This is a genomic window from Actinoalloteichus hymeniacidonis, assembly GCF_014203365.1.
GTDB classification, from domain to species: domain Bacteria; phylum Actinomycetota; class Actinomycetes; order Mycobacteriales; family Pseudonocardiaceae; genus Actinoalloteichus_A; species Actinoalloteichus_A hymeniacidonis.
In genome coordinates this window covers 4,806,105-4,831,274 of the sequence record NZ_JACHIS010000001.1, presented here as the reverse complement: position 1 = coordinate 4,831,274, position 25,170 = coordinate 4,806,105, and the positions used below count along the sequence as shown (strand labels likewise).

25 protein-coding genes and 1 tRNA gene are annotated in these 25,170 nt (G+C 67.7%); 18 read left to right on the top strand and 8 right to left on the bottom strand.

Annotated elements, in window-relative coordinates; all coding sequences use genetic code 11:
• Positions 1-205: 205 nt before the first annotated feature.
• Positions 206-1,537, top strand: coding sequence for a tetratricopeptide repeat protein (locus BKA25_RS20195; RefSeq protein WP_069847515.1), 1,332 nt, complete (start codon positions 206-208; stop codon positions 1,535-1,537).
• Positions 1,538-1,627: 90 nt separating this feature from the next.
• Here BKA25_RS20195 and BKA25_RS20190 read toward each other — a convergent pair whose 3' ends face one another.
• Positions 1,628-3,112, bottom strand: coding sequence for an LVIVD repeat-containing protein (locus tag BKA25_RS20190; RefSeq protein ID WP_069847517.1), 1,485 nt, complete (start codon positions 3,110-3,112; stop codon positions 1,628-1,630).
• A 162-nt stretch (positions 3,113-3,274) separates the two neighbouring features.
• Between BKA25_RS20190 and BKA25_RS20185 the strand changes: the two genes are divergently transcribed.
• The 6 genes from BKA25_RS20185 (at position 3,275) to BKA25_RS20160 (ending at position 9,601) form a co-directional block, all read left to right on the top strand.
• Positions 3,275-3,952, top strand: coding sequence for a DUF305 domain-containing protein (locus BKA25_RS20185; RefSeq protein ID WP_157420984.1), 678 nt, complete (start codon positions 3,275-3,277; stop codon positions 3,950-3,952).
• Between the two features lie 186 nt (positions 3,953-4,138).
• Entirely contained in the window at positions 4,139-5,416 is a 1,278-nt protein-coding gene (locus BKA25_RS20180; RefSeq protein WP_069847521.1) for an extracellular solute-binding protein, read from the top strand.
• Positions 5,417-5,502: 86 nt separating this feature from the next.
• On the top strand, positions 5,503-6,474 hold the full coding sequence (locus tag BKA25_RS20175) for a carbohydrate ABC transporter permease (protein ID WP_084642663.1): 972 nt from the start codon (positions 5,503-5,505) through the stop codon (positions 6,472-6,474).
• A 15-nt stretch (positions 6,475-6,489) separates the two neighbouring features.
• A complete protein-coding gene (locus tag BKA25_RS20170; protein ID WP_084643586.1) occupies positions 6,490-7,407 on the top strand; it encodes a carbohydrate ABC transporter permease in 918 nt (305 codons plus the stop codon).
• 7 nt (positions 7,408-7,414) lie between these two features.
• The gene (locus tag BKA25_RS20165; RefSeq protein ID WP_069847523.1) at positions 7,415-8,854 is read left to right on the top strand and encodes a GH1 family beta-glucosidase; all 1,440 of its coding nucleotides are present in this window, start codon (positions 7,415-7,417) and stop codon (positions 8,852-8,854) included.
• Positions 8,855-9,049: 195 nt separating this feature from the next.
• On the top strand, positions 9,050-9,601 hold the full coding sequence (locus BKA25_RS20160; protein WP_069847525.1) for a DinB family protein: 552 nt from the start codon (positions 9,050-9,052) through the stop codon (positions 9,599-9,601).
• A 154-nt stretch (positions 9,602-9,755) separates the two neighbouring features.
• Here BKA25_RS20160 and BKA25_RS20155 read toward each other — a convergent pair whose 3' ends face one another.
• The 3 genes from BKA25_RS20155 to BKA25_RS28030 all read right to left on the bottom strand — a co-directional run bounded on the left by BKA25_RS20155 (position 9,756) and on the right by BKA25_RS28030 (position 13,364).
• Positions 9,756-11,378, bottom strand: a complete 1,623-nt coding sequence (locus BKA25_RS20155; RefSeq protein ID WP_069847527.1) for an ATP-binding protein — start codon at positions 11,376-11,378, stop codon at positions 9,756-9,758.
• A 112-nt stretch (positions 11,379-11,490) separates the two neighbouring features.
• Positions 11,491-12,420, bottom strand: coding sequence for an alpha/beta fold hydrolase (locus BKA25_RS20150; RefSeq protein ID WP_069847529.1), 930 nt, complete (start codon positions 12,418-12,420; stop codon positions 11,491-11,493).
• Between the two features lie 47 nt (positions 12,421-12,467).
• On the bottom strand, positions 12,468-13,364 hold the full coding sequence (locus BKA25_RS28030) for a Pr6Pr family membrane protein (protein ID WP_069847531.1): 897 nt from the start codon (positions 13,362-13,364) through the stop codon (positions 12,468-12,470).
• A gap of 389 nt (positions 13,365-13,753) precedes the next feature.
• On the opposite strand from BKA25_RS28030, the gene BKA25_RS20140 reads away from it, so the two are divergent.
• The 8 genes from BKA25_RS20140 to BKA25_RS20105 all read left to right on the top strand — a co-directional run bounded on the left by BKA25_RS20140 (position 13,754) and on the right by BKA25_RS20105 (position 20,546).
• Positions 13,754-14,506, top strand: coding sequence for a chitinase (locus tag BKA25_RS20140; RefSeq protein ID WP_069847533.1), 753 nt, complete (start codon positions 13,754-13,756; stop codon positions 14,504-14,506).
• A gap of 270 nt (positions 14,507-14,776) precedes the next feature.
• On the top strand, positions 14,777-15,304 hold the full coding sequence (locus BKA25_RS20135; protein WP_172803742.1) for an arsenate reductase/protein-tyrosine-phosphatase family protein: 528 nt from the start codon (positions 14,777-14,779) through the stop codon (positions 15,302-15,304).
• Positions 15,305-15,376: 72 nt separating this feature from the next.
• Positions 15,377-16,663 (top strand): sensor histidine kinase, encoded by a 1,287-nt coding sequence (locus BKA25_RS20130; protein WP_069847535.1) that lies wholly within the window; start codon positions 15,377-15,379, stop codon positions 16,661-16,663.
• Complete coding sequence (locus tag BKA25_RS20125) at positions 16,644-17,372, top strand: response regulator transcription factor (protein ID WP_069853366.1); 729 nt, start codon at positions 16,644-16,646, stop codon at positions 17,370-17,372. The genes BKA25_RS20130 and BKA25_RS20125 overlap by 20 nt, the downstream gene beginning before the upstream one ends.
• 57 nt (positions 17,373-17,429) lie before the next feature.
• Positions 17,430-18,182, top strand: a complete 753-nt coding sequence (locus BKA25_RS20120; RefSeq protein ID WP_069847537.1) for an ABC transporter ATP-binding protein — start codon at positions 17,430-17,432, stop codon at positions 18,180-18,182.
• Complete coding sequence (locus BKA25_RS20115) at positions 18,179-18,961, top strand: hypothetical protein (protein WP_069847539.1); 783 nt, start codon at positions 18,179-18,181, stop codon at positions 18,959-18,961. The genes BKA25_RS20120 and BKA25_RS20115 overlap by 4 nt, the downstream gene beginning before the upstream one ends.
• Positions 18,961-19,731 carry a hypothetical protein gene (locus BKA25_RS20110; protein WP_069847541.1) on the top strand — a complete coding sequence of 257 codons (771 nt, stop codon included), beginning with the start codon at positions 18,961-18,963 and terminating at the stop codon, positions 19,729-19,731. Before BKA25_RS20115 ends, BKA25_RS20110 begins: the two co-directional genes overlap by 1 nt.
• A gap of 182 nt (positions 19,732-19,913) precedes the next feature.
• Positions 19,914-20,546: a DUF2249 domain-containing protein gene (locus tag BKA25_RS20105; RefSeq protein WP_069847543.1), complete on the top strand. Its 633-nt coding sequence runs from the start codon at positions 19,914-19,916 to the stop codon at positions 20,544-20,546.
• A 38-nt stretch (positions 20,547-20,584) separates the two neighbouring features.
• Here the strand turns inward: BKA25_RS20105 and BKA25_RS20100 are convergent, their stop codons facing one another.
• Entirely contained in the window at positions 20,585-21,253 is a 669-nt protein-coding gene (locus BKA25_RS20100) for a TetR/AcrR family transcriptional regulator (RefSeq protein ID WP_069853367.1), read from the bottom strand.
• An 89-nt stretch (positions 21,254-21,342) separates the two neighbouring features.
• Between BKA25_RS20100 and BKA25_RS20095 the strand changes: the two genes are divergently transcribed.
• A complete protein-coding gene (locus BKA25_RS20095; RefSeq protein ID WP_069847545.1) occupies positions 21,343-21,951 on the top strand; it encodes an NADPH-dependent FMN reductase in 609 nt (202 codons plus the stop codon).
• A gap of 199 nt (positions 21,952-22,150) precedes the next feature.
• Here BKA25_RS20095 and BKA25_RS20090 read toward each other — a convergent pair.
• Together BKA25_RS20090 and BKA25_RS20085 are read right to left on the bottom strand one after the other, a co-directional pair.
• Positions 22,151-22,224, bottom strand: a tRNA-Leu gene (locus BKA25_RS20090).
• 79 nt (positions 22,225-22,303) lie between these two features.
• Entirely contained in the window at positions 22,304-22,720 is a 417-nt protein-coding gene (locus BKA25_RS20085) for a hypothetical protein (RefSeq protein WP_069847547.1), read from the bottom strand.
• 143 nt (positions 22,721-22,863) lie between these two features.
• Between BKA25_RS20085 and BKA25_RS20080 the strand changes: the two genes are divergently transcribed.
• Positions 22,864-23,085, top strand: coding sequence for a DUF3618 domain-containing protein (locus BKA25_RS20080; RefSeq protein ID WP_069847549.1), 222 nt, complete (start codon positions 22,864-22,866; stop codon positions 23,083-23,085).
• A 56-nt stretch (positions 23,086-23,141) separates the two neighbouring features.
• Here BKA25_RS20080 and BKA25_RS20075 read toward each other — a convergent pair whose 3' ends face one another.
• Complete coding sequence (locus BKA25_RS20075) at positions 23,142-23,696, bottom strand: hypothetical protein (protein WP_157420985.1); 555 nt, start codon at positions 23,694-23,696, stop codon at positions 23,142-23,144.
• A gap of 167 nt (positions 23,697-23,863) precedes the next feature.
• Between BKA25_RS20075 and BKA25_RS20070 the strand changes: the two genes are divergently transcribed.
• Positions 23,864-24,643 carry a DUF6319 family protein gene (locus BKA25_RS20070; RefSeq protein ID WP_184285097.1) on the top strand — a complete coding sequence of 260 codons (780 nt, stop codon included), beginning with the start codon at positions 23,864-23,866 and terminating at the stop codon, positions 24,641-24,643.
• Positions 24,644-25,170: the final 527 nt, after the last annotated feature.

Genomic DNA, 25,170 nt, shown 5'->3' with positions numbered 1-25,170 from the left:
TGGGCCTCCTGCGAGTGTCGATGCCCGGCGGCGGGCTCGAACGGCGTCATGGCCGATGTACTGATCATCGGCTGATTCTGGGGATGAGCTGGATGGGTGGCAAGCGGATTCGGCCGAGGCGATCCGCCCCGCTCGCCGTTCGCTGTGACGTGGTAATAACGGGGTGTGACCATCAGGCGAGTCCGGTTAATGGGTGGCGAGAGAGATGTCTGAGGTGGACGCGGATGCGACCGTCCGGCGAGCGGCCGCGCTCAGCGATACCGGACGACATACCGAGGCCGTCCAGCTGCTGCGGCCGTTGGTGGCTCGGATGCCCAACCATGCATCGGCGTTGTGCCAGCTCGCCGCATCCTGCCTGAACGCCGGGGATGCCGGGGACGCCGAGCAGTTCGCCAGGCAGGCCACCGTCGTCGACCCCACCCATCACTGGCCGCACCTGCTCTGCTCGCTGGCACTGTGCGATCTGGGCCGTTACCGGGAGGCGGTCGAGGCGGCTCGCAAGGCCGTGCATCGGCAGCCACGCCAATGGCGGTGTCATGTGGCGTTGGCGGAGGCCCTGATCTGGGGTGAGGACCGCGCCCTGTACGGCCAGGCGGCGACCTCGGCGTTTCGCGCGGTCGAACTGGCCCCGGACGAGCCGCGCACGCACGAGGTCCTCGGCGATGCGTTACTGCGTGGCGGCGACCGCCCCGGCGCCGCCTCCTCGTATCGCCGCGCCCTGGAGTTCGCGTTGGACCCGGCACAGGCGGCCGACATCGAGGCCAACCTGCGGATCGCCGAGCAACAGCGTGGATCCAACGGTCGAGCAGGCTCGCAGCCCGGCGGGAAGCGGCAGACTCGGCCCCGGTCGGCCGGGACCCGCTCCGAGGCACCCAGCGCACGCCCGGACACCGATGCGGAGCAGACCACCGAGGGCAATAACACGGGCTGGGCCAGCGTCGGCGCCCTGTTCCAGCGGATCCGCAGGCGCTCGACCTCGGCCGGTGCAGGCCGAGACGACGAACCGGCGAAGCCGAGGTCCGGTGCGACGAGCGCCGGTCCGACGGAGACGTCGACATCGGATGGTCGGCGGGGCCCGTCGGGTAAGGCGGCCGCGGGGAAGGCGACCGGCGAGCAGGGCGGGCCGGGATCAGAAGGCGTCAAGCGACTGGTGCGGCCGGTGGGCGTGGCGCCCTTGTTACGACGCATCTGGTTGGTGCAGGGCGTCGGCGTGCTGGCGTTGATGATCCAGGCGGCACCGGACTCGAACCGGATGGACGGATTCCTCGGCCTGGCGTTGGTGGGCCTGATCGTGTTCCTGGCGATGCCGATCGTGGCGGCCCGCGCACGGCTGACCGCGACTCGCGGTGGGATGCCCGATGGGCGCATCGCGTTGGTGGGAGTGCCGTTGGGCGCCGGAACGGTGCTGCTGGGCTGGTGGGCGATCACCGTGCTGATCAGTCCGGGCACGTTGTCCCCGTTGAGCCTGGCCATGGTGTGCACCGTGCTCGGTGCGGGCCTCAGCCTGTTGACCGGATTGCGGCCGCGTCGCCGCTGACCCGACTCCCGCAGCGGCGGGTCCTGTCTCGACAGACGACAACGGCGTGGCACCGATCCCGGAGGATCGATGCCACGCCGTGAGGCAGGATCAGCGCTGGTAGCTCGGCTGAGTCTGCGGGTTGAACTCGTCGAACTGGACGCGCTTGGCGTCGTTCACCCGGCGGTCGTTGATCTCCAGCACGTCCAGGCCCTCCTGGATGCCACTGGAGTAGATGTAGCCGTTGTAGTAGTAGGCCGACCACGAGCCGGCCGTCAGCAGGTTCTCCGAGTCGAAGGCCTCACGGTCGAAGTAGCCGATCTCCTCGGGGTTCTCCGAGTCGGTGAAGTCCCACACGGAGATGCCGCCCTGGTACCAGGCCTGCACCATGTAGTCGCCGTTGCGCGTGGGGATCAGCGATCCGTTGTGCGCCACGCAGTTCTCGGTGTCGCCCTGGTGCCGGGGGATCTTGAAGTAGCTGCGGAACTCCAACGACGGGTCGGCGTCCGATCCGGTGATGTCGTAGATGCCGTTGGCTCCCCGCGTCTCGCCGATCTCGGCGTTGCAGGTGGCGGCGCCACCGCCACCCAGCTCGTCGGTGAAGACGACCTTGGTGCCCTCGTTGTTGAAGGTCGCCGAGTGCCAGAACGCGAAGTTGACGTCGTCGCGCACCTGCTCGGTGACCACCGGGGCCTCCCGGTCGGTGATGTCGAGGAGGATGCCGTCACCCATGCAGGCGCCCGCTGCGAGGTCCTTCTCCGGGTAGACGGTGATGTCGTGGCAGCCGGTGGTGGCCCTGGCGCCTTCCGGCGGACCGGGGTTGCCACCCTCGGGGAAGAGCACCGGCTCCGCGACCAACTCGGTCGAGGCCGGGTCGGCCAGCGGCACCTTCACGATCGAGATCTTGTCGTGCGGCGGTGCGCAGTTCGGGAAGTTCGCCGACGGCGAGTACGACGAGATGTAGAGGTAGTCGGCTTCGCCATCGTGGTCGGGGACCAGCGTGTGGGTGTGCGATCCGCAGTCGGTGGCCACGTCGGTGACGTAGGCGGGTCGCGTCGGATCGCTGATGTCGAAGACTCGGATGCCCTCCCAGGCATCGGGGTCGGCGGCCGTGCTCGGTTCGCTGTCGCAGCTGTTGTTGCTGCGGGGATAGTCGACCGAGAAGTAGAGCAGGTCACCGCTCACCGAGACGTCGCCCTGACCGCCGGGGCAGATCACCTGGCTGGCCACCGTGGGCTTGCGGGGGTTGCGGATGTCGTAGACGACGAATCCGTCGTAGTTGCCGACGTAGGCGTACTTGCCCTGGAAGGCGATGTCGGTGCCGAAGGAGCCGGTGTTGTCGAACGGCGGCTGCTTGGGCAGCGTGGCCAACGGCCGGATGTTGTCGCTGTGCGAGATGGTGTCCTGCAGGTCCTGCGGAAGCTGCTCGACCACCGCAGGGGTCGAGAGCTCCTCCGGTGGGGAGTCCTCGGTGGACGCCGCAGCGGCGCCGGGCACCACTAGGACGGTCGCGGCGAGGAGCGTGGCGGCGGCGGAGAACGCTGCTGCACCCACCCTTCGGCGATTGGGGCTTCTTCGAAGAACGGCTCTCACCATGGACCCCTCACTTGTGCTGCTCGTGGCCGGCAGAAAACATGGGTCTTTGCAGTATGGCTCGCAGGGGATCGGTGGCAAGGGATAACCGAAACTCGTTCAGGTAGCGGAACGCGGTCGAAGAGGTGGGCAGTGCGTCTTTCATACGTGGCACGATGGCCGGTCGTGGGTCTGTTGTTCCTCGGGCTCGCAGGCTGTACGGGCGGCTCGACCGGGGAATCGGCTACGGATCAGGCGGCGGGCAGCAATGACGGCGCTCCGGTGATCATGCCCGGGGCACCGGGGGACGAGCCCAGGGATGCGACCGAATCCGAGCTGGCCGCAGGCGATCGCCAACCGGTCGCGAACGCGGCCGACACCATGTTCGTCGAGATGATGATTCCGCATCATGAGCAGGCCGGAGTGCTCACCGAGCTGGTGCCCGACCGGTCGGACCATCGAGAGCTGACCAGTCTCGCGGATCGGATCTCCGATGCCCAGGGTGCCGAGATCGGCGCACTCGAGGGCTGGCTGGATCTGCACGACGCCGAGGCTACGGAGAGCGAGCACGGCCATGGGCATGCCGGACACGGCGAGGATGCCGATGCCGGTCCTGCCGATCACGCCGACATGCCGGGGATGGCGACCGAGGAACAGCTCGCCGAACTGGCCGAACTGGCCGGTGTCGACTTCGATCGGATGTTCCTCGAACTGATGATCGTGCACCACGAGGGCGCGGTGACGATGGCCGAGGAGGTCCTCTCCGATGGCGCCGACGTGCAGGTCGTGGCGATGGCACAGGACGTACTGGTCACCCAGGTGGATGAGATCGAGACGATGCGGCGGTTGCTGACCGAGTTGTGACCCGGCTGGGCGCCCGGTGTTGGCCGTCCACAGCGGAGTGAGCGTCCGCACGGTGGCGCTGGGGCGTCGAAAGGTCACGGATCGAGTTCGACGAGCTGATCGACTCTTGACAGCGACCTCCGCATGCATGACTGTGAGAGCGCTCTCACCCAGGGGTGAGCGGTTCGGCACGTCAAGGAGGACGTCATGAGAGGCATTCGGCCAGGACGGGTCGCGGTCACGGCGCTCGGCGCTGCGGCGGCAACCCTGCTCGCGGGCTGCGGTGGTGGCCAGGCCGCAGGCGATGAGAACACCATCGTCGTGGCGACCTTCGGCGACTTCGGCTACGACGTGCTCCAGGACGACTTCGCCGAGGAGTTCCCCGGGATCACCCTCGAGACCAGGCTGTCCGAGTTCGACGCTCACCACCAGCAGTTGCAGACCCAGCTCGCGGGCGGGCGCGGCGCTGCCGACATCGTGGCCATCGAGGAGGGCTGGATTCCGCAGTACCGCGAGTCCAACGAGCTCTTCCTCGATCTGTCCACCATGGGCGCCGCCGACATCAAGGACCGCTGGGCGGAGTGGAAGTGGGAGCAGGGCGTCGCAGGCGACGGCGACTTCGTCCTGGGACTCGGCACGGACGCCGGACCGCTGGCGATGTGTTACCGCACCGACCTGTTCGAGGCGGCCGGGCTGCCGACCGACCGGGACGAGGTCTCCGCACTCTGGCCGACCTGGGACGAGTACGCGCAGGTCGCCGACGACTTCACCGCCGAGACACCCGAGGTGGCCTTCGCGGACTCGGCCGAGAACATCTACGGCGCCATCATCAACCAGTCGCCCGAGGGCTACTTCGCCGCTGCCGACGACAGCTACATCGCCGACGAGAACCCGGTCATCAGCGATGCCTTCGAGCTCGCGGGTGGGATGGCGGAGGACGGCCAGACCGCGCAGATCAAGCCGTTCACCCAGGAATGGAACGTCGCATTGGCTCAGGGCGGCTTCGCGACCATGACCTGCCCGGCCTGGATGCTCGCCCAGATGGAGAGCGCTGCGGGCGAGGCCAACGCAGGCGTCTGGGACGTGGCCTCCGTGCCCGGCGGCGGCGGTAACTGGGGCGGTTCGATCCTGACCATCCCCGCCCAGGGAGAGAACACCGAGCTCGCCTACCGCGTCGCCGAATGGCTGACCGCGCCGGAGCAGCAGAAGACGCTCTTCATGGAGAAGGGCATCCTGCCCAGCCAGCCGGAGGTCTACCACGACCCCGACGTGCTCGGCAGCGTCAACGAGTACTTCAACGACGCCCCGGTCGGCGAGATCTTCGCGGCCTCCGCCGACAGCCTGCAGCCGAACTACCGAGGCACCCAGGACTTCGTGGTGCGCAGCCGTTTCCAGGAGGCACTGGGTCGCGTCGAGGAAGGCGCGCAGGACGCCGATGCGGCGTTCGCCGAGGCACTCGAACAGTCCGAACGGGAACTGGGCTGACGTCGGTGTCCCTGTCGATTCGGGCCCGGGCCGAGCTGGCCCGGGCGTCTCGGGCACGGTCGATCGCTGATCGGGAGAACTAGCTGATGGTTGCGTCGACCACGCCGCCGGAAACGCCGCAGCGCCCAACACCGTCCCGGCAGCGGGAGCCGTGGCGGGAGCGGCTCGCGCGCTGGGATCTACGGGGTACCCCGTACCTGTTGATCCTGCCGTTCTTCCTGGTGTTCATGGCGTTCGGGCTGTTCCCGCTGCTCTACACCGGATGGGTGTCACTGCACGACTGGCACGTCGTCCTCGGCGATCAGGGTTTCGTCGGCCTGGCCAACTTCGCCACGCTGATGTCCGATCCGAACTTCTGGAACGCCCTGTTCAACACGCTGAGCATCTTCCTGCTCTCCACCATCCCGCAGCTGTTGGCCGCCCTCGGGCTCGCCGCGTTGTTGGACCGGCGACTTCGGGGGCGGACCTTCTGGCGAGCCGGAGTGCTGCTGCCCAACGTGGTGTCGGTGGTCGCCGTGGCGTTGGTCTTCGCCCAGCTTTTCGGGCGCGACTACGGGGTGATCAACCACGTGCTCGGCTGGTTCGGCGTCGACCCCGTCAACTGGCGATCGGGCACCTGGACCTCGCACTTCGCCATCAGCGTGATGGTGGTGTGGCGGTGGACCGGCTACAACGCGCTGATCTACCTGGCCGCCATGCAGTCGGTGCCCCGGGAGCTCTACGAGCAGGCCGAGATCGACGGCGCCTCCCGCTGGCGGACCTTCTGGTCGATCACGGTGCCCTCCATTCGACCGACCATCGTCTTCACCGTCCTGGTCTCGACGATCTACGGTCTGCAGCTCTTCGCCGAACCGCAGCTGTTCGATCCGAAGGGGACGGCGGGCGTCGGTGGTAACTCCCGCGAGTTCCAGACGGTGACCATGTACCTCTACGAGGAGGGCGTCCGACTGGGCGACGCGGGCTACGGCTCGACGATCGCCTGGGCGCTGTTCCTCATCGTGCTGGTCTTCGCGCTGATCAACTTCCGACTCAGCCGACGCATCGCGTCCAAAGACTGAAGGGGCGTGCTGGAGATGGCTACGAGAACCCCCAATCCACCCGCCCCGGCGCCCTCGGACGCCCGCGTCGCCGAACCTCGACCGCGACGTCGTTCGACATCGAGGGACTCCGGCGGCCGCCGACCGGGCCTGCTGGTCTACGGCCTGCTCTCGGTCATCGCGGTGGTCTCGGTCTTCCCGCTGTACTGGTCGTTCGTGGTGGCCAGCCGCGACAACAGTGCCGTCGCGCAGGCCTCGCCGCCGATGCTGCCGGGCGGCAATCTCTTCGAGAACATCGCCAGGGTGTTCGACACCGTCGACTTCTGGTTGGCGATCCAGAACTCGCTGATCGTGGCGGGCACGGTCGCGGTGTCGAACGTCTTCCTGTCGGCCCTGGCCGGTTTCGCCTTCGCGCGGCTGCGCTTCCCGGGTAGCAAATGGCTGTTCGTGCTGGTCGTCGGAACGATGATGGTGCCGACCCAGCTCGGCATCATCCCGCTGTACATGCTGATGAGCGAGCTCGGCTGGTACGGCAGGCTCGAAGCGGTGATCGTCCCCGCGCTGGTCAGTGCGTTCGGCGTGTTCTGGATGCGGCAGGCCTGCGAGGAGACCGTTCCCCACGAGCTGATCGAGGCGGCCAGGGTCGACGGCTGCTCGGTGCTGCGGACCTTCTGGACGGTGGCGCTGCCCGCCGTGCGCCCCCAGGCCGCGGTGCTGGCGATGCTGACCTTCATGACGGCGTGGAACGACTTCTTCTGGCCGCTGGTGGTACTCGACCCCAACGAGAGCCCCACGGTGCAGATCGTGTTGTCCAACCTCGCGAGCGGCTATTTCACCGACTACTCGCTGATGCTGACCGGGGCGACCTTGGGTGTGCTGCCGGTTGTCGTGCTGTTCATCCTGCTGGCCCGTTACATCGTCGGCGGGGTCATGCAAGGCGCTGTGAAGGGATGAGGAAACCATGTCCGTAACGGACTCCGCAGGTCACAACGCCACCTCCGGTGTCACCGAGACCGAGGGCGCGCTCGTCTTCCCCACCGGCTTCATCTGGGGAACCGCCACGGCGTCCTACCAGGTGGAGGGGGCCGTCGACGAGGACGGTCGAGGACCGTCCATCTGGGACACCTTCTCCGCCGAACCGGGCAAGGTGCTCGGCGGCGACACCGGGGCGCAGGCCTGCGACCACTACCACCGGTATCCCGAGGACGTGGCGCTGGTCAAGAGCCTCGGGCTCGACGTCTACCGCTTCTCGGTGGCCTGGCCGCGAGTGCTGCCGGATGGCCGCACACTGGAATCGCGCGGGCTCGACTTCTACGACCGGCTCGTGGACGAGGTGTTGGCGGCGGGCATCGACCCGATGTTGACGCTGTACCACTGGGACCTCCCGCAGGCCCTGCAGGACATGGGTGGTTGGGAGAACCGCGACACCGCCTACCGGTTCGCCGAGTACGCCGAGCAGGTGTTCGATCGACTCGGCGACCGCGTCCTCAACTGGACGACCCTCAACGAACCGTGGTGCTCGGCCTACCTGGGGCACTTCACCGGGCTGCACGCACCGGGCCGAACCGACGCCCGCGCGGCGTTGGTCGCCGCACACCACCTGCTGCTGGGACACGGGCTCGCCGCCTCGGCGCTGCGGGCCAAGATGAGCGAACGGCATCGGCTGTCCATCGTGCTCAACCTCGCGCAGGTGCGGGTCGACCGCGATGACGAGGCCCATCGGGATGCCGCGCGGCGGGTCGACGGCCTGCAGAACCGACTGTTCCTCGAACCGCTGTTGCACGGCGCCTACCCCGCCGACGTGCTCGCCGACACGAGTTGGGTCGGCGACTGGGACACCGTGGTGCAACCCGGCGACACCGAGCTGATCAACGCGCCGCTGGACCTGCTCGGCATCAACTACTACAGCCCGACCAGGGTGGAACCCGCCGAGCCGGAGTTCGTCTCCGGTGGGATGCCCGGCCTGCGGGGCGTGCGTCACCTGCCGCCGCGCGGACCGCTCACCGGCTTCGACTGGGAGCAGGAACCCGCCGCGCTGCGGGATCTGTTGGTGCGCCTGAGCAAGGACTATCCCGAGGTTCCGCTGATGGTCACCGAGAACGGCTCGGCCTGGGCGGACGAGGTACGGCCGGACGGCACCGTGGTCGACCCCGAGCGGGAGAACTACCTGCTGGGACACCTCCGGGCCGTGCACGAGGCCATCGAGCGGGGCGCCGACATCCGGGGCTATCTGGCGTGGTCGCTGTTGGACAACTTCGAATGGGCTGCGGGCTACAGCCAGCGATTCGGGCTGGTCCACGTGGACTACGAGACCCAGAAGCGCACTCCGAAGTCCAGCGCGCTCCGCTTCGCCTCGGTGGCTGCGGCCAACGCGGTTCCTGCGGCGGACGGCACGCCCTGAACACGGCGAGAGACCGGCGGTCCCTGCCGAGGTAATGCCCGAGGTGCCCCGTCGAACCCCCGCCGCCCGCTCGGCGGGGGTTCGACGCGTCCTGCCTGCGACTACGAGATGGTGGTGCAGACGCGGAACGATCCTGTCCGCATTGCCTTCTAGCGTCTCGGTATCGAAGTCGTTCGAACCGAGAGGAACCACCCGATGAGCATCGCCACGGACGCGCCCACCGCAGTCGAGACCGTCGATTCCGAGCGGGCCGAGATCCTCGCGACCCTGGCGCAGCACCGGTTCTTCCTGCGGCACACCGTGACCGGGCTGACTGACGAACAGGCCGCCACCCGCAGCACCACGAGTGAGTTGACGCTGGCGGGGCTGGTCAAGCATGTGGCCGACGTCGAACGGCAGTGGGTGGATTTCATCGAACAGGGCACCTCGGTCTTCGACGCGGTTGCGGAACAGTGGCGGAATCCGAACCCCGACCTGGCCCAGGAGGACTTCACGGTGCTGCCGGGGGAGACCCTCGCCAGCCTGACGGCGGAATACGACCGAGTCGCGGAGCGCACCGAGCGAGTCGTCCTGGCCCTGCCGGATCTAGACCGCGCGCACCCGCTGCCCGAGGCGCCGTGGTTCCCGGCCGGCTCGTCGTGGTCGGCCCGACGGGTGCTGCTGCACATCCTCGCGGAGACCAGCCAGCACGCAGGCCACGCCGACATCATCAGGGAGTCCATCGACGGGCAGAAGACGATGGGCTGAGCCCGATCTCGACAGTGTGACGGACGGTCGATCCATTGGAGCGTCGGAGGTTGCGCCGTCCTCCGGTGGTCGCCGCCGAGACCCACCATGCCTACCGGTCGCGACGCGTTCGGGTGCCGCCGCGAGTCGCACCGGTAGGCCCCGGACTCGGCCGCTAGGCGCGCTGGCCCCACATGATGGCGCCTGCGGTGAGGACCGCCACCAAGAGCACGGCCAGTCCGCCGACCAACGTCCGAAGTCTGCGGACCTCGCGCAGCCGAACATGCCGTTCGTGTTCCTCGGCGGCGACGCTGGCCGCCAGGAATCGACGTTCGGCGTCGCTCAAGTCCCGGCGGTCTGCCGCCCACTCCAACGCTGTCACCAGCCGACCTGCCTGATAGAGCGCTACGGAGTCCTCGCCGGAGTCACTCCAGAACCTGATTGATTCGCCTAGTTGACGTCGGATCACCAGCCCGGCCCGATCTCGCCGTATCCAGTCGCCCAACCGAGGCCAGGCCGAGAGCAGGACCTCGTGGGCGAGTTCGACGCTCGACCCGCTCGCGGTCACCAGCCGCGCCCCGATCAGCCGGTCCAGCAGCCAGCCCGGGATCTCGGCTCGCGGCGCGCGGCGGCGCACCGGACGATCGCCGTCGGTGAGCGAGACCATCGCCGTCCGCAGCGTACTGCGCCCCGCATCGTCAAGGCTGCGATGAATCTCCTCAGCGGTGTCCGCCACCGCACCGTCGATGCCGCCGGTGGCCGCATAATCGGCGACGGTCATCCGGTGGCCTCCGCCATGCAGCCAGGTGACACGAAGGGCGTGTGCCAGCAGCGGCAGCGGAGTGGGGACGGGCCGCAGCCCGTGGTCGTGCAGCTCGGCTGTCAACAGTTCCACCAGGCCCGGCTCCGGCGTGACCCCAGCCAACGCCGCCGGTTCGGTGATGACACTGCGCAGTTCGTCGGTGCGCATCGCGGGCATCGGCACGTGTCCTGCCGCGAACACGGCGGCCAATCGGTCCAGCCGCAGACAGTCCGGGTAGAAGTCCGCGCGAACGGCCATGACCACCAGCGCGGGGTCGGCACTGGTCAGTGCGGTGATGAAGGATTCTCTCTCGACCGAGTCGGTGCACTGAGTGAACAGCTCCTCCAACTGGTCCACCACGATCAGCAGTCTGCCGCCGTCGAGCCCGCGCCGGTGCGCCGCGCTCCCGATCATGGCGGCGGCCTGTGCCGCCAGCGCGCCGAACGCGGTCGGCTCGGCTCGGATCTCGGCGATGGCCTGGGTCGCCGACACACCGGCCAACGTGGCCGCCCTCGTCACCAGCTCTTCGAGCGGGGTTCGGCCCGGCGTCATCGTCAACCAGGGCCATTCGTGTGAGCCCGCGACCGGTAGGCCTCCCTCGGCCACGGCCGGAAGCAGCCCTGCGGCGAGCAAGGAGGACTTCCCGGCGCCGGGGTCGCCGACCAACACCAGCGGCTTGCCCGTCGTCAGTCGCTCGGCGAGATCGGCCAGCAGCCGGCTGACGAGTGCGTCGCGGCCGAAGAACCATGCGGCGTCCTGTGTCCGGAAGGCGGTGAGCCCCGGGTAGGGAGCCCGTTCGCCCGCCAACCGACCGACCGGTGCGCCGGTCGTCGCCGGGCCGCCCGGCGGGTCCGTCGGTGCTCGAGTGGGCCATCTCGGATCGTCGCCCGCACCGGATGGCACCGAGCCGGGCGACGTCGTCGATGGCGGATCGACGCCGTCGCCTCGATTCGATGCGTCGTCGTTCGAAGCGGTGGAGAATCCCCCGTCGTCCATTCTTCACGCCCCCCGGTGAGAAGGGGATCAACGTTAGGACACCGGGGTGATGCGACGTTCCGCCTGACGGGTGACTTACTGTTTCGAATGGATCACGGTCGATCCGTCGAGATTAGCGCTCTCCCTCTTCCTCTCTCGACCGCGATTTCTCCCAGGACTGCAGGAAAGCATGCAGTCGCTCCGGCGCCTCGTCGGGAATCTCGTGTCCCGCCGACGCGAAGACCTCGACCTTCACGTCGGGCAGGAGCCGACGGGCGCGGCGTGCCGCCCGCCGGGAATCGTGCGCCCTGCTGTTACCGCCCAACATGATCAGCGCGGGTTGCGTCAAGGATCGCAATTCGGCGTCGGTGAGTTTCTGCGGGGCGCCTGCCTGCGGTTGGAAGTCACGCGCCGATTCCAAAAGGCTCCGCATCGGTTCGGTGGCCTGCTTGCCGCCGGTCAGCCAGCTGATGAATCGGTCGCGGGCCGCCTCGGTTTTGCTGACCTCGCTGTTGATGACGTGGAACCAGAAACCCAGGCTCAGCCCGGCGAGCGCGCGGGCGGGCTCGATCAAGCCGATCGTCGCGATCCGTTCGGGCTGACGCACCGCCTGATTGGCGGTCACCCAGCCGCCGAAGGACATCCCGACCAGATGGACGCGGTCCAACGTCAGTCCGTCGAGTACTTCGGTCAACCAGTCGGCGCGGGTGCCGGGGTCTGCGACCGGTGCGCGCTGCACACTGCGGCCGGCATCGCCGAGGATCTCCACGGCGTACACCGGATGGCTCGCGCCCAACTCCTCGACGATGGTCTGCCAGGACGCCGCGGTTCCACCCATTCCATGCAGCAGGACCACCGGTGTCGGCCGGTGATCTCCCTCGCCCGCCGCCGGGTCCAGCCCGGCGCGATAGACATGGGTGGCGCCGAAGCTGGTGTCCACGACGATCTCGGTGTGGGGCAGCGACCACGCCGCGAGCGCCCGACTCAGGTGTTCGTCGAAACGTCGTCGACCTTCGGCGCTGCTGAAGGTACCCAACGGTGTGGCCGAACCGGTCGTGGCCATGGTCCTCTTTCCTGGTCGATCGCGGCGCGGCGCGATCCGCTGTCTGCTCAGCGGTGCGGTGCCTGCCCGCCGGGACCCTGCATCGGTGGTCCGGCGGGGAACTGTGGTGGCGAGTATCGACCGGGGGGCGGTCCGGCCTGTTGCCCCGGTCCGGCTGGGCCACCCATCGGCTGCATCGGTGGGCCACCCGGGATTGGTTGCGGCGCGCCCTGCGGTTGCGGCGGACCGAGCGGCTGAGGTTGCCCCGGGAACCGGCCCGGTGGGAAGCCCGGCTGCATCGGTCCCTGCGGGCCGTATCCGGGCGGGTATCCGCCGGGCGGGCCGTACGGACCGTGGCCGGGGCCGCCGGACATGCCCCGACTGATCGCCCCCTTCAGCTTGGCCGACCCGTAGAGCACATAGCCGATCGCGACCAAGCCGAGCAGGAAACCGAGGATCGTGCCGAAGAAGCCGCTGTCCTCGGGATCGAGGAACCGATAGTTGTCCAGGCCCGCCGCGACGTAGTAGACGATGTAGGCGAGGGGGAAGACCGGCCACGTCAAGGCATGCCACCACTTGGACCGTTGCTGGTTGCGTCCGACGAATAACCAGTCGATCAGCACCAACAGCGGCGTGATGCCGTGGGAGAGCAGGTCACGCGGCTCTTCCAGACTGCCGCTCATCATCGTCAGATAGGTGCCACCGACGAGGATCATCAGGACGGTGGTGGCGCCCCGGATCCACGGCGAGTTCGGTTCGTGTCGCCTGCCTGCGGTGAACATCGGATACACCAGCAACACGAGATAGACGATGCTGGTGAAGAGGTTCCCCTGCTGGGTGAGGAACGTCAGATTGGGCGCGTGTCCGTCGTAGTACAGCCAGAATCCGCTGAATGCGCTGATCACGATGACGAGCCGCCAGAGGCTGACGCCGAACAGGATGCCGGGATGCGGGGGTGGTGGCATGAGGTGGAACCGCCTCCAGAACGATGGTGATCCTTGTCGTCGGCCTAGGTCCACGCCGACGCGTTGCGCGGGCTTGGACTGTTGGTTGACGACGGAGGTTCCCGCGAAAAGCCTCTGACCAGTACCGGAACCGGGCGCAATGCCTCGATTCGGGCCGAATCGGACTCCGATTCGGCTTCCAATACGGCGGTTTTCGCTTCTCCGCCAGGATTTCGCCAGAAGATCACCGAATTGCGGTGTATCTCGTTTGGAGTCTTGACTGGTGTAGACCAATCGGGTTCCCTGGTGAGCGGTTCCATCCGGTTATCTCCAGCGGACCACCCCGGCGAGTCCCCTCGCGTCAGGGGCCGAGGCGGGCGTGCTTCGCGTTGATTCGAAGGAGCAATCACATGCCGAGGAAACGCATCACGGCTTCCCTCGCAGCCCTGGCGATGGCGGGAGCCATGGCCCTCGCGATGCCGACCGTCGTCTCCGCCGCCACGCCCGAGACGTCGACGAACTCGGCATCGACCACGGCAGAGCAGTCTTTCGTGGTGAGCGAGGCCCAGTTCAACCAGATGTTCCCGAACCGGAACCCGTTCTACACCTACAGCGGGCTGGTGCAGGCGCTCAGCTCGTACCCGGGTTTCGCCAACACCGGGGATGACGCGACCAAACGACGCGAGGCCGCGGCCTTCCTGGCCAACGTCAATCACGAGACCGGCGGGCTGGTCCACATCGTGGAGCAGAACGAGGCCAACTACCCGCACTACTGCGACTGGAGCCAGCCCTTCGGCTGCCCGGCAGGCCAGGCCGCCTACTACGGCAAGGGCCCGATCCAGCTCAGTTGGAACTACAACTACAAGGCCGCAGGCGACGCCTTAGGCATCGACCTGTTGAACAACCCCTGGTTGGTGCAGAACGACCCCGCGGTCGCCTGGCAGACCGGCCTCTGGTTCTGGAACACCCAGTCCGGCGCGGGCAACATGTCGGGGCACACCGCGATCGTCGACGGCCACGGCTTCGGCGAGAGCATCCGCAGCATCAACGGCAGCATCGAGTGCAACGGTGGAAACCCCGCACAGGTGGAGGCACGCGTGTCCGCCTTCCGGAACTTCACCGCGATCCTCGGCACCACCACCGGCGGCAACCTGTACTGCTGATAGCGGATCATCCCCTGCGATCCGACTGTCCAGTCAGCCACACCGGACCGACGCCCCGCCAGAACGACCGGCCGTGACCTGACGGTCCGACCCAGCCCGGGCGCTGCCCCGATCACTGCGATCGAGGCAGCGCCCGACTGCGTCCACTGATCCCCGAACAGCCGAGCCATGCGAGTTCGCAACCGGATCCGCCCCTGTAGCGGGCTGGTGGGGACGGCGACTCGGTGTCGGTCGATCAGACCTACGGTGGCCGCCTTCTATCGTGTCGAAGTGCGAATCCTGTTCGTCTGTACTGGAAACACCTGTCGGTCGCCGATGGCCGAGGCCATCACCCGAGCGGCGGCCGAGACCGCGGGCTTGCCGATCGAGGTCTCCTCCGCCGGGCTGCATGCCGAGTCGGTGATCGCGCCACCCGCTGTGGCCGTGTTGGAGTCCAGGGGCATCAGCCCGGGGCAGCGAGTAGCAGTGCAGGTCACTGCGGCATTGGCACGGGAGAACGACCTCACCCTGTGCGCCACCAGGGCGCATCGTGACGCACTGCGCGGCCAACTCGACGACGAGCCCGATGTCGCTTCGCGAGTACACGTCTGGGCCGAGTTCGTCGAACACTGTGCGACCCTGCCCGAGGATCGGGACCTGACCGAGGTGCTGTCGATGGCGCCGCCACCCACGTCGTCGGAGGCGGTCGACCTGCCGGACCCGGCAGGCCGAGGTGATGCGGCGTACGTGGCCACGGCCGCCAGGATGGACGTCCTCGCCGCCGCGTTGCTCGATGCGCTGGTGCCCCGACTGCGCTGATCAGGCGCTGGTCACCACTGGTCCGTTCGAGGTCGGTCGCCGACTCGCCGCACCGCTGCGTACAGTCGCCCGGTGAGTCGGACCCCGACACGGCGGGCAGGTCGCGCCCGCGCCATCGCAGTCGACGCGGGAATCGCGTTGGTGTGTGTGTTGGTCTTCTGGCTGCCCGCCGAACTGCCCACCGCACTCGCACCGCTGTTCCCGGTGCTGTTGCTGGTGCTGACGGCGGGGCTGCTCCTCCGATCCCGTTGGTCTATCCCGGCATTCCTGCTCGTCGCGACCGCGACCTTGGTCGGAGCCTTGTTCGGCATCACCCGAGACCCGTTCGTCGCTGCGGCGTGGACGCTGTACCCGGTGGCGCTTCGACGCGGCAGCACCCGGTCCTTCTCCCGACTGTCGGTGGTCATCGGGCTCGTCATCGCGATGGTGACGCTGCTCGGCACCGCCGAGGTGGCGGAGGTCGTCCGATACTCGGTGTCGAGTCTGCTGGTACTGGCGGGGGCGTGGGCTTTGGGCAGCGCGGCGGGCCGGGAACGGCGAGAAGCCGAACAGGCCGTGCGTGCCGAGACCGAACACGCCGTGGTCGCCGAACGCCTGCGTGTCGTTCGGGAGGTGCATGACGTCGTCTCGCACTCGCTCGGCGCGATCGCGCTGTCCTCGTCGGTCGGTGCGCATCTCGCGGGCGGACCCGCCGATGGCCACCGAGACAGGGAACCGGACGACGAGGACGGCCCCAACGCAGCTGGTCCCTCGGACGCCACCGCGCAGACCTCGACGGCTGCGGCCGCACCGGTCGCGGCGAGTACGTCGGACTCCGAATCGCGGCTACGCCTGCGGTTGAGCCAGATCGAGACGACCAGCAGGCAGGCTCTCGACGAACTGCGAGTGGTGCTCGGTTCCGCCCGGGGTGCGGATGCCGACGGCCGACGGCCACAGCCGGGCATCGGGGACCTGACCGCGCTGGTCGCCGGAGCGAGAAACGCGGGCACCTCGGTGAATCTGGTGGTCAGTGGGCCGACCGACGTCGCGGCAAGCACCGCCCTCGCGGTGTATCGCCTGGTGCAGGAGGGTTTGACCAACGCGGCTCGCCATGCGGCAGGCGCCTTGGTACGGGTGGTCGTCGCCGGGGGTGACCGGGAGATCCGGGTCGAGATCACCGACGACGGTCTCGGAACCGGTACGCGCCGCGAAGCCACCGGTAGCAGCCGGTCGATCGGTTACGGCCTCGTCGGTCTGCGGGAGCGGGTGGAGCTACTCGGCGGCGTCTTCGCCGCTGGGCCGGACGACACGGGCGGCTTCGCGATCACGGCGATCCTGCCGGTCGCAGCGGAGGGTGGCGATGGTCGAATCGAGGTCTGACGCGCTCCAGCCGCCACCGCAACGGATCCGCGTGTTGGTTGCCGAGGATCAAGAATTGGCACGGGCCGCGCTGCGGGACCTGATCGACAGCGATCCGGCGCTGTCGGCGGTCGGCGAGGCCCGCAACGGGCGAGAGGCCGTCGAGGCGGCGAACCTGCTTCGGCCGAAGGTGATCCTGATGGACATCCGGATGCCGATCATGGACGGGATCGAGGCCACCCGGCGCATCTGCGCGGCCGATGCCTCGGCGCGGGTCATCATGCTGACCACCTTCGACCTCGACGAGTACGTCTACGCGGCGCTCCGCGTCGGCGCCGCCGGGTTCCTACTCAAGAACGCCCCGGCACGGGAGATCGTTCGCGCCATCCATACCGTCACCGAGGGCAACGCGATGCTGGCTCCCGAGGTGACTCGACGGATGATCGCCGAGGTCGCGGCGCGGCATGATCGCCGAAGCCACCGATCGAGCAGATTCGACGTGCTGACCGAGCGAGAACGCGAGGTGGTGGCCGCGATCGTCCAAGGCATGTCCAACGACGAGATCGCCGGTGCGCTCTTTCTGAGCCTTGCCACCGTGAAGACCTATCTGAGCAGGCTGTTCGCGAAATTGATGGTCCGAGACCGCACCCAGTTGGTGATCCTGGCCTATGAGTCGGGTTTCGTCGACACGCTGCGGTCGACACCGCAGGCCGACGATCCTCGCCGGTGAGGAGTGTCAACCTTTGACTGATGCGGCGGACGACGCAGACTTGCCAGTCTCCTCTGCGTGATCGAACTCGCGCATCTCACCAAGTCCCACGGCACCAGACGCGTCGTGGACGACGTCGGTTTCCGCATCGCCGCCGGGCGGGTGACAGGGTTCCTCGGCCCCAACGGAGCGGGTAAATCCTCCACCCTGCGCATCATCCTCGGGCTGGACCGGGCCGATTCGGGCACCGCGCTCATCGGCGGACAGCCCTATCGCGCGCTGCGACACCCGCTGCGCACGGTCGGTGCGCTGCTCGACGGCGGTGGCGCGCATCGATCCCGCACCGGGCGTGCCCATCTGACGTGGGTGGCCCGCAGCAACGGCATCCGGAGATCCCGGATAGACGAGGTGCTGGCCACGGTAGGACTCACCGAGGCCGCCGACCGACGGGTGGGCAGGTACTCGCTCGGTATGAATCGCCGATTGGGCCTGGCAACGGCGTTGTTGGGTGAACCGGAGTTGTTGATCCTCGACGAACCGGTCAACGGGATGGATCCCGGTGGCATCCGCTGGATCCGTCACTTCCTGCGGCAGTATGCGGCCGAGGGCAACACCGTGTTCTTGTCGAGCCATCTGATGGGCGAGACCGCCGAGACCGCCGATGACCTGGTGGTGATCGACAAGGGTCGAATCGTCACCCAGGGCTCGGTCGCCGAGATCACCGCCGGACACTCCTCGCTGGAGGATGCGTTCCTCGCACTCACCGACGGCGACTTCGGAGTCGGGATGGGCCACGCGGCGGTCCCGGGCGACGAGCGGGGTGCCGAATGAACGCCTTGCGCGCCGAACTACGCAAACTCCTCTCGCTGCCTGCCACCTACCTCGGCACGGTGATCGGCTTCGTCGCCACCGTGTTCCTCGCCGCGATCGACGCGCACCACCATCGCGCCGCACTCGACTCGGGGAGGATCCCGCCCGCAGGCGACGTGCCCGCGATGGCGGTGGGCTTCGACCTCGTGGCGATCGGCAGCATCGCCGCGATCACCATCGGTGTCGTCGTGATCAGTAGCGAATACCTCGGTGGCGATGACGAATCGGGCGGTGGCAGGCAGATCCTGACCACCTTGGTCGGCGCACCACGCAGAGTTCCGCTGCTGGCAGCCAAGGCACTCGCGGTCGCACTGGTGACCGGTCTGCTCGCGTTCGGCACGATTCTCGCGGTCGTCGCCGCCTCCCAAGCACTATTGGGTGGGCATGGCCTCGCGTTCCTGGAGGCCGTCGGTCGACTCGGTTGGCGGGTGCCCGGCGCTGTGGCGTTCTGGATGCTCACGGGGCTCATGGTCTTCGCGGTCACGGTGATCACCCGTAGCGGAGTCGTCCCGTTGATCGTGTTCATCATCAATACGGCAGGCGTCTCGCTCACCTACATCGCCGCGAGGAACACCTCTTGGGGCCGGTTCCTCCCGGATGTCGCGGGGACACAGATGTTCGTCTTCGACTACGCGGCACCGGACATGCTCGACCCGATACCCGGTGGGTTAGTCATGCTCGGCTGGACCGCCGTGCTGCTGGCGATCGCCGCGATCGTCTTCGTTCGGCGCGATGCGTGATGGGCCTGCGAGTATTCGCGCACCTCGGGGGAGCCATCGGCTCCGAGATCGCGAAGTTGCGAACGCTGCCCGCTGTCCTCGGCACCATCCTGGCCACCGTCCTGTCGTCCACCGCGCTCGGTGCGCTCTTCGGCGGTATCGCGGGCAGCGGCGTCGGGAGCGGGCCGGGGGAGACGACCGGGACGATCACGGCAACGGCGTTGCAGTTCGTCGACCTCGGCCAGGTCGGTTTCATCCTGCTGGGGATCCTCACCGTGGCATCGGAATACCCCAGGGCCCAGATCCGTACCACCCTGCTCGGTGTGCCGGATCGATCGATGCTGCTGGCAGCCAAGTCGATGGCCTATCTGGCGGTCGCCACCGGGACCGCCGTCCTCGCCGTCGGTGGTGCGGCGCTGGCGAGCATCCTCACCGCGAATGGAACCGGTGTGTCGGAGATCGGGTGGGCTCGAGAGCTCGGCGCGCTCATCGGCGCGGCGGTGTACCTGGTGCTGATCGGGTTGTTGGGTTCCGCAGTCGCGTTGCTGGTTCGAAATCTGGTGGTGGCGACAGCCGTGATGTCGACCTTGGTCCTCGTGCTCTCCCCGATCTTGTCGATGTTCACGGAACTGGCGGGCTATCTCCCGGACCGGGCGGGATCCTGGCTCTTCCGCTCGGCGGCGAACGCGGGCGGCCCACTCGATCCCGGGACGGGCGTGGCCGTGTTCGTCGGCTGGATCCTCGTGACCTCCGCAATCGGAACCGGCCTGTTCCTGCGCCGGGATGCGTGATCCCCGGACGACTCTCACGGTGATACGCCGATTGGCAATTCGCGCTGCGGCTGGCAGTGTGACGAGCTGATTCGCGGGCGCGCGCCGACGCCACCGGATTCCGCAGGCCGGGGCCCGGGTAGGCCGACTGACCGAGGTGACGTCGATGGTCGCGCGCACACCTACCGAGGGGAATCCCGATCATGGCCGACTCGGAGCTCGACCTGCGACAGCTTCGCGAGCCCGACCAGTATCCGACGGTCTTCGCTCGCTATGCGGAGCTCCCGGTGGGCGACGCCTTCGTCGTGGTCGCAGACCGGGACCCTGCCCGGCTCCACGAGGAATTCGAGCTGGAACACCCGGACAGTCACAGCTGGGAGTACCGGGAGCAGGGCCCGTCGGTATGGCGGGTTCGGATCGGCAAACTGGCAGGCACCCCGCTGCCCCGGGTGTTGGTGAACACCGCCGAGCTGATCGGTGACTCGACCGACAGCACCGATCCGGCGGCTCAACCTGCGTCGGATACGGCGGGCGCGGTGTGGAAACTACGCAGCCGCGCCCGCGATCTGGACTCCAACGTCATCGCGTTGCCCGCTGCGGGCACCATCGACGAGCACGTCGGCCCGGACCTCGATGTCCTGATCCACGTCTTGGCGGGCAGCGGTGAACTCGGCACCGAACTCGGTGTCGTTGAGCTGGTTCCGGGCGCGGTGGTGTGGTTGCCGAGGCGTTCCCGTCGCCGTTTCCGGGCCGGTCCCGATGGATTGCGCTACCTGACCGTGCACCAACGTCGTCGAGCGCTGGTCCTGGCGGCTCCGCAGTCCAGCGCGATCTGAAGATTCACCGGATGGGGCTCGGTTGGTCGAACCGTGTGTCATGGCTGGTGTCCGCGGATGAACACGGCCACACCGTCAGCGATCCACGCGGTGCGCTCGGGTGTCCGGATGACCGAGGCAGGCGGGCCGGGCTGGGCCGAGACGAGGCATGAGAAGTGCACTGCGGCGCGCTCGGCATCGGCGATGCGGAGCAGTCCGTTCTCTCCCCAGCGGGCGAGGACCCGAGCGAGTTCGGCTCGGACACGCCCGGCGCCGGCCTGCCACCACGTCTGGATGACCTCGCGACCCAGATGCCCAGCCTCGGCGTGGACTTGGCCGATCAGCGCTCGGTGGGCTGCGGAGTGCGGGATGGTGGCCAGCCAGTCGCCGGTGTCGTCGAGCCAGTCGATCGCGAACGCCCGGAGTGCTGACTCGACTTCTGCCAGGCTTTCTGCGGTGGCGAGATGGTGGTCGATGAGCGCGATCTCGGCCTCGGCGACCCGGCCAGCGGAGTCTACGATCACGGCGGCGAAGAGGGCGGGTTTGTCGGCGAAGTGCTTGTAGATCGTGCGCGTGGAGACCCCTGAGGCGGTCGCGATGGCGTCGATGCTTGCTCGTGCGAAGCCGTCGCGGGCGAAGACCTCGCGGCCGCCGGTCATGATCGCCTCATGCTTGGCCGGTCGCAGCCGACCGCTCGCCTGCGGCGCCTCGCCTCGCGCTGGGCTCACGATGACTCCTTGCTTCTCGGGGTGGTGCGCCGTCAAGGCTACCTTGTAAAGTCGTCGTTGTACTTTACAGAACTTGATGAGGAATACCCATGACTCGCATCGCCGTCATCGTCGGCAGCACGCGCACCCACCGCCGAGGCAAGGCCGTGGCCGACTGGACTCTGACCACCGCACGACAGCACGCGCCTGCGGGCGTCGAACTGGAGCTGGTCGATCTGGCCGAGTTCGATCTGCCCGTCCTCGACGAGCCTGCCTCGGGAGCCTGGGGCGTCTATGCGCACGAGCACACCAAACGGTGGTCCGAGGCGATCGCCTCCTTCGACGGGTACGTGATCGTGACTCCGGAGTACAACCACGGCGTGCCGGGGCCGTTGAAGAACGCGTTGGATTACCTGTACTACGAGTGGAACCACAAGGCCGTCGGATTCGTCGGCTACGGCACCGTCGGTGGCGTGCGCGCCGTGGAACAGCTGCGCCAGATCGTCGCCGACTTCAAGCTCGCCGACGTCGCCACCCAGGTCACGTTGAATACCTTCACCGACTTCGACTACACCGGCATAGACATCACCGAGCCCACCATCACCGGAGTCTTCGCCCCTGCGGACCGTCACGTCACCGACCTGGCCAGGTTGCTGGAGGAGGTCACGGTGTGGAGCTGCGCCCTGCAACCGGTGCGCGCGCAGGCCGTCGAAAGCTGAAGTCGCCACGAGGAAACCGGTCGACACTCATGCGCAGGCGCAGAGTCAACAGGCGTCTGTGCAAGCGAGCGTTGTGCTGACCAAGGTCTACATCGGTGAAGACGACGAACTGCGTGTCGGGGACGGCCGGCCCTTCGAGATGCCACCGCCTCGACGTCAACGTCCCCGACTGGATTGAGGACGCCGACAAGGCGTGGGGTGGGGCCGGTGGGACTCGAACCCACACCGTCACGGACCTAAACCGTGTGCCTCTGCCAATTGGGCCACGGCCCCTCGGTGCGGTGACTCCCCGAGGGGCCGCACCGAGAGTGCAGCCTACCGTCGGGAGTTCGGCCGGTTGCGGCCGCCCTGATCAGCCGCCCGCGCCCAACAGGAGCGCGAGGCCCAGCGCGATCACCCCGACGATGAGGCAGCCTGCGCCGAGCCACAGGATCACGATGCTTCGGTTGGGCGTGGTCCGGCCCGCGCCCGCTGAGGCGGCGAAGAATCCGCCGGACATCAACGCCGCGGCGAGCGGGACGCCGAGTCGGGCCGCCCAGCCGATCGCGCCGGTCAGGCCGTCGGCGTAGAGCAGGGCGACGAGGCTCAGGATGACCAGGACTCCGGCGTGGGCGTGACCGGCGCGCGCGAAGGCGGCTTGGAAGTCGGTCATCGGTACCTTGCCGCGCACGACGCGGGTCAGGAACCAGCCACCGAAGGCGATTCCCACCACGGTGAGCAGGACGGCCCCGGCGATGATCCGGGTGTGTGGTTGCAATGTCTCGATCATGACGGACGCATCTCCTGACAGCGGGCCGAATAGGCTGTAACGACGTTATGAAACACCGTTGCGAAACGCTGGTCAACCGCCCCGAGTGGCATGCGAGCTGGTGATCTAACGTTGTCCGCACCGCATCTGTGCGAGGAGGAGACGTGGCCCGCCATCCAGAAGAGATCGAGCGAGACATCGAGCAGGCCCGCGAAGCGCTGGCCGTGACCCTGGACGAGTTGGGTACGCGCGCGCATCCCAGGCGATTCGTCGAGTCTGCTCAGAGCAGTGTGCTCGGGAAGTTCGAAGACCCCAAGGTCCGCATTTCAGTCATGGTGATCGCGGCCTTGATCGTGTTCGCGATCCTGCGCAAGCTTTTCCGCTGACGCCGAAACGAGTGGCGTTCGGGGGTTGCCGGTCGATCCCCGAACGCCACGGCGGTTCACGCCGAGTCGGCTTCCGGGCGTTCGTCGTCCGTCGACTTGGCTCCGGAGTCGGCGTCCTCCTCCGACGTCTCCGTGGTCATGGCGACGGTGCGAGCGCCCCGGCGTCGACGCGAGCTGCTCTTCTTCTTGGATCCGGTTGCTGCAGCACCCTTCTCGGCTGTGGTATTCGATAGTGGAGACTCTGCGTTCGAGGCCTCATCCTGTGCGGCCTCGTCCGTCGGGCTCGCCGTCGTCGGGGACGTCGTGGTCTCCGGTTCGTTCGGCCTGCTGGCGCGAGGGGTGACATGTCTCGCGGTGAGGTAGGCGGAGGTGAACGCCAACGCATCGCCGTCGAGGAGATGGACGACGGTCGGGTGTTCTCCGCCGGTACGTAGTTCTCCGGCGAGGCGGTCCGCCGACTCTCGTGCCGTGACGAGATCGTCCGCCCGGGCGGTGCGAATGTGGGTCCCGTCTGAGACGGTGACGGTCCACTCGTCGCCGTCCACGGTGTACTCGGCGACGAGATGTGAGGCGGGCTGCGCCCCGTCGGCCTGCTGGCTCGCTTTCCGCATGAGCATATGGTCCGACGGAGCTGAGACGTTTGCACGATGGGGTAAGGCCGAATGGCCGACTCGCCGCTAGTCCGGATGGAGTATGCCGACTTCCGGGCGACCAGGTGGCGTTCCTGTCGGTGCGGTAAGGCAACCTGATAGAGCTAATTGTTGATCAAGGAGAGGCGATGCCCCGAGTGCTGTCCGAGCAGGACCTTGAATTTTTAGCGACGGAACTCGCGGCGGGTCGCCCACCGATGGTGTGGTTCACCTCCCGGGCCGTCGGCGTCGAATCGGGGAAGTCGGGCAAGGTGACGGCTTTGGACGAGCCCGCCGAGGGTGAGTTCATCCAGGTTCGGCCAACGGGATCGCAGGACGTGCTGTCGTTCTCCGCAGGCGAGGTGACGCTCACCAAGCCCGCGCGTAAGCCGCGTAAGCCGGACGCGCCCGAGACGCCGCAGGCCGAGGAATCCTCGGCACCTGCGCCGATCGAGCCAGTGTGGACGCCCGAGCCCGCGCCGGTGCCGACGAGCCGGGGTGCAAAGCCTCGACCCAGCACGGAGAACGGAGATTCAGTGACCGAGCCCACCTCGAACCGCAGGACCGGTGCCGCCAAGAGATCGAAGCCGGGGGCTGCGGCGACGATCACGCTCAACTCCACGGCCGAGGGGTTGTGGACGGCGGAGGTCACCGTCGGCACCAAGAAGGTGCTCAAGCCGACCACGGTCAGCATGGGCGCGGTGGCGCAGGCAGTGAAGATCCTGCATCCCGAGGCCGACGCGGCGGTGCAGCCGGTGCTGGACGCCGCCCGCGAACAGCAGCGGGCGAAGGTCGAGCAGTTGCAGGCCGAGCTGGAAGAGGCTCGACGCCTGCTGGGCGACCTGGACGAGCCTGCGGCGACCGATGAGAACGGTGACTCCGACTCGAAGCCCGCGTCCGACTCCGAGGCGAGTGGTTCCGACGCCTGATCCTGTGGGTTAGATCCGTCCCGACGGTGCCCCGGTCGACCTTCATCGACCGGGGCACCGTCATTTTTTCGAAGTATGGCCATCCGGTTGGGTCGATCGCCATTCGGCTGACCGGGGTGTAGCCCTGGCGCGAGGCAGGCCGACCAGACCAGCGCGTTATCCGACTCACTAGCAGACTAATCGGGCCATCGGACTCGTCCTTTTGGCCATAATGTGCGCAACTTAGATCACGTCTGTCGCCGGACAGCCGTTGCCTGCTACGTCGATGAAGCGAAATGAAGTCACATCTTCTCGGTGCGAGTCTGTTAATTTCGCACTCGCATCACGGGTTGCGTCGAAACAAGCAACACGACGGCGCCGGAAACGCCGAATCAACGTTGTCGCGCGAGCGGCTGACGAGAAGAGACGGGTGCAAGTGAAGCATAGGAAAGTAACCGCAGTAGCCTTAGGAATCGCGCTGAGTTCGGGTCTGACTGCGGCGACGTTGCAGACTGGATCGGTGGCGTATGCCGGAGATGGCACATCTT

Bases quoted from the DNA above. Each gene is read 5' to 3' on its own strand.
- BKA25_RS20155 (WP_069847527.1), bottom strand. From the start codon at position 11,378: ATGGACGACGGGGGATTCTCCACCGCTTCGAACGACGACGCATCGAAT.
- BKA25_RS20105 (WP_069847543.1), top strand. From the start codon at position 19,914: ATGGCCGACTCGGAGCTCGACCTGCGACAGCTTCGCGAGCCCGACCAG.
- BKA25_RS20070 (WP_184285097.1), top strand. From the start codon at position 23,864: ATGCCCCGAGTGCTGTCCGAGCAGGACCTTGAATTTTTAGCGACGGAA.
- BKA25_RS20085 (WP_069847547.1), bottom strand. From the start codon at position 22,720: ATGATCGAGACATTGCAACCACACACCCGGATCATCGCCGGGGCCGTC.
- BKA25_RS20175 (WP_084642663.1), top strand. From the start codon at position 5,503: ATGGTTGCGTCGACCACGCCGCCGGAAACGCCGCAGCGCCCAACACCG.
- BKA25_RS20190 (WP_069847517.1), bottom strand. From the start codon at position 3,112: ATGGTGAGAGCCGTTCTTCGAAGAAGCCCCAATCGCCGAAGGGTGGGT.
- BKA25_RS20170 (WP_084643586.1), top strand. From the start codon at position 6,490: ATGGCTACGAGAACCCCCAATCCACCCGCCCCGGCGCCCTCGGACGCC.
- BKA25_RS20095 (WP_069847545.1), top strand. From the start codon at position 21,343: ATGACTCGCATCGCCGTCATCGTCGGCAGCACGCGCACCCACCGCCGA.
- BKA25_RS28030 (WP_069847531.1), bottom strand. From the start codon at position 13,364: ATGCCACCACCCCCGCATCCCGGCATCCTGTTCGGCGTCAGCCTCTGG.
- BKA25_RS20195 (WP_069847515.1), top strand. From the start codon at position 206: ATGTCTGAGGTGGACGCGGATGCGACCGTCCGGCGAGCGGCCGCGCTC.
- BKA25_RS20115 (WP_069847539.1), top strand. From the start codon at position 18,179: ATGAACGCCTTGCGCGCCGAACTACGCAAACTCCTCTCGCTGCCTGCC.
- BKA25_RS20150 (WP_069847529.1), bottom strand. From the start codon at position 12,420: ATGGCCACGACCGGTTCGGCCACACCGTTGGGTACCTTCAGCAGCGCC.
- BKA25_RS20160 (WP_069847525.1), top strand. From the start codon at position 9,050: ATGAGCATCGCCACGGACGCGCCCACCGCAGTCGAGACCGTCGATTCC.
- BKA25_RS20165 (WP_069847523.1), top strand. From the start codon at position 7,415: ATGTCCGTAACGGACTCCGCAGGTCACAACGCCACCTCCGGTGTCACC.
- BKA25_RS20140 (WP_069847533.1), top strand. From the start codon at position 13,754: ATGCCGAGGAAACGCATCACGGCTTCCCTCGCAGCCCTGGCGATGGCG.
- BKA25_RS20110 (WP_069847541.1), top strand. From the start codon at position 18,961: ATGGGCCTGCGAGTATTCGCGCACCTCGGGGGAGCCATCGGCTCCGAG.
- BKA25_RS20075 (WP_157420985.1), bottom strand. From the start codon at position 23,696: ATGCGGAAAGCGAGCCAGCAGGCCGACGGGGCGCAGCCCGCCTCACAT.
- BKA25_RS20125 (WP_069853366.1), top strand. From the start codon at position 16,644: ATGGTCGAATCGAGGTCTGACGCGCTCCAGCCGCCACCGCAACGGATC.
- BKA25_RS20180 (WP_069847521.1), top strand. From the start codon at position 4,139: ATGAGAGGCATTCGGCCAGGACGGGTCGCGGTCACGGCGCTCGGCGCT.